This window comes from Luteibacter sp. P4_E6 (assembly GCF_056401535.1).
Genome location: NZ_JBFUJE010000575.1, coordinates 1 through 2,332, shown reverse-complemented (window position 1 = coordinate 2,332; position 2,332 = coordinate 1). Strand labels below are relative to the sequence as shown.

Below are 2,332 nucleotides of genomic sequence, written 5' to 3'. Positions count from 1 at the left end.
GTGATCGACCCGGTTCCCGGGCTATCGCTCGAATACGAGTAGAAGCGGTTGAAAATACGGGGAACGACGTCCGGCGGGATGCCCGGACCCGTGTCATGGACACGGATGCGGCTGGCCCGCTCGCCGGGCTCGATGAACACGCCGATCTCGCCCTTGCCCGCCCGATCGGTATGAAAAAGTGCATTGCGCAGCAAATTGAACAGTACGTGGACCACCAGGCTCTCCTCGCCGAGGAGCCGAAAGTCGCCCGTGGGTGACAGGGTGATCCGCTCGCGTTCCGCGCGCGAGCCATACGGGAAGCGGCGCAAGGCTTGCTCCACGCATTCGCGGGCGGTGAGGGGAATCAGTGGCACCTCACCGATCGGTCGGGCGGAGAGCAGCAGCATGTCGATGATCGTGTTCGCGTAGGTCACCTCGCGCTCCATGACGCCGATGCTGCGCTCCAGCGCATGCAGGTTTTGAGCGCGCAGTTCCGGAACGGGCAGGCCCTCGCCCTCGGCCAGGCGATGGCTGCGGATGAGGTCGGGCATGAAGCGGGCGACGGCGCGCGCGGCGATGCGCAGTGAGCCGAGCGGCGTGCGCAGTTCGTGGGCGATGTTGTTCGAGGCGGCGGTCAGCGCTTCGATGCGCGACTGTTCGGCCATCGTCGAGGAGACCGTGCAGGTGGCGCCTCCGACCATGCCGAATAACAGCAGGGGCAGGTACTCGAGCATCGTCTGCGTGTGCAGRTGCGCCTCGGGGGAAAGCACGAAGACCAGGCCGGCGAGCAGGCTTCCGATGCTGAAAACAAGCAGAAAACTGACGATGTCGAACAGCATCATCAGCAACATCACGCAGGCGAGGTGGGTCATCAACCACGCTGGCGTGGCGTTGCGCAGGGTCATATAGCCAACGAAGAAGGGCATCGCCACCGTCATGGCGAAGTACCAATAGGTCGGCAGGTGCGTGCGTAGTCGGCGCGGCCACCAGGGCAGCAAGGCCAGCGGGATGAACGTGGCGCTGCAGACCAGGCGCATCGGCAGGTTTTCGTACGGCTGCGGGAAGAGATAGGCCCAGACCGGGTAATAGACGGCAAGGCAGAAGCTGCCGACCACGCCGATCGCGACCATCTTGGGCTGCGAATAGCGCGTGCGCAGGAACATGGTGGTTTCGAAGCGCGCCATGGCGCGCACCAGCAGCCACCACTGCATGCGTATGAAGCCAGCGGGCCTCTCGGGAGGGGTTCCCGTCATCTCAGCGAAATTGCTGGTGGCAGGACTGGCAGGCGTCCCCCACGGGTTTCAAGGCAGCGACGAGGGCCTCGCAGGTGCCAGGCGCGGCGGCGACGGCACCGTCGAGGGCTTTAAGCAGGCCGTCGTCGGCCTGGAAGAACGCGGGTTCCATGTCCGGGAAGGCCTGGCGAATATCACCGGCCGTCTCGCGCATGCGAGACAGATGGTCGGCGCTGCCCTTGGCATCGCACTGTTTCGCCCGCACGTTGCCCCGCAGTACGCCCATGTGGTGCTGCATGACGGCCATCACCCCACTGTGGAACGGTGTGCCCTGACGAAGGGCCGACAGGGCAAAGGTGGCGCCCATGGCACCTACGGCCAGTCCCAGGACGACGAGAAGCAGCGCGCGCATCGATGATCCATGGCTTTCCGGACCGTCAGCATAACGGACGGTTCCATTCTTTCAATATGAGACAATGAGCACATTACCGCAGACCGGGACACCCGTGAGTACGGCCCAGGCCGAACGTTTCGCCGGCATCGAGCGGCTCTATGGCCGCGGCACCCTGGACCGCCTCGCCAACGCGCATGTGTGCGTCATCGGCGTGGGTGGCGTCGGCTCGTGGGCCGCCGAAGCGCTGGCTCGCAGTGGCATCGGCAGGCTTACGCTGATCGACGGCGACGATGTCTGCCTCTCCAACACCAACCGGCAGATGCACGCCCTGGATGGCCAGTACGGCAAGCCCAAGGTCGGCGTGGTCGCCGAGCGGGCGCACGCCATCAGCCCGACCATCCGGCTCGAGGCCATGGAGCGGTTCCTCACGCCATCCACGCTCGACGAACTCCTCGACCGCAAGTACGACGTGGTCATCGACGCCTGCGATGCGCTCAAAGTCAAGCTGGAGACCGTTGTCTGGTGTCGTCGGCGCAAGGTGCCCCTGGTCACCGTGGGCGCCGCCGGCGGACGCACCGATCCGACCCTCATCCGGGTTCGCGATCTCTCGCGCACCGAACACGACGCCATGCTCAGCATGATCCGGAAGAAGCTCCGCCAGGAGCATGGCTTCCCGCGTAACCCCGACCGTTTCTTTGGCGTTTCGGCCGTGTATTCGATGCAGAAC

General features: G+C 65.1%; 3 protein-coding genes. 1 reads left to right on the top strand and 2 read right to left on the bottom strand.

Features of this window, described 5'->3' with window-relative positions:
• A partial coding sequence (locus tag AC1DT2_RS20965) for a sensor histidine kinase (RefSeq protein ID WP_477298489.1) occupies positions 1-1,190 on the bottom strand: 1,190 nt, incomplete at its 3' end.
• Positions 1,191-1,233: 43 nt separating this feature from the next.
• On the bottom strand, positions 1,234-1,623 hold the full coding sequence (locus tag AC1DT2_RS20960; RefSeq protein ID WP_213948372.1) for a cytochrome c: 390 nt from the start codon (positions 1,621-1,623) through the stop codon (positions 1,234-1,236).
• A 64-nt stretch (positions 1,624-1,687) separates the two neighbouring features.
• Between AC1DT2_RS20960 and AC1DT2_RS20955 the strand changes: the two genes are divergently transcribed.
• The coding region (locus tag AC1DT2_RS20955) for a tRNA threonylcarbamoyladenosine dehydratase (protein ID WP_477298488.1) at positions 1,688-2,332 on the top strand (645 nt) is incomplete at its 3' end.

Coding starts and splice junctions, on each gene's coding strand:
- AC1DT2_RS20960 (WP_213948372.1), bottom strand. CDS start 1,623: ATGCGCGCGCTGCTTCTCGTCGTCCTGGGACTGGCCGTAGGTGCCATG.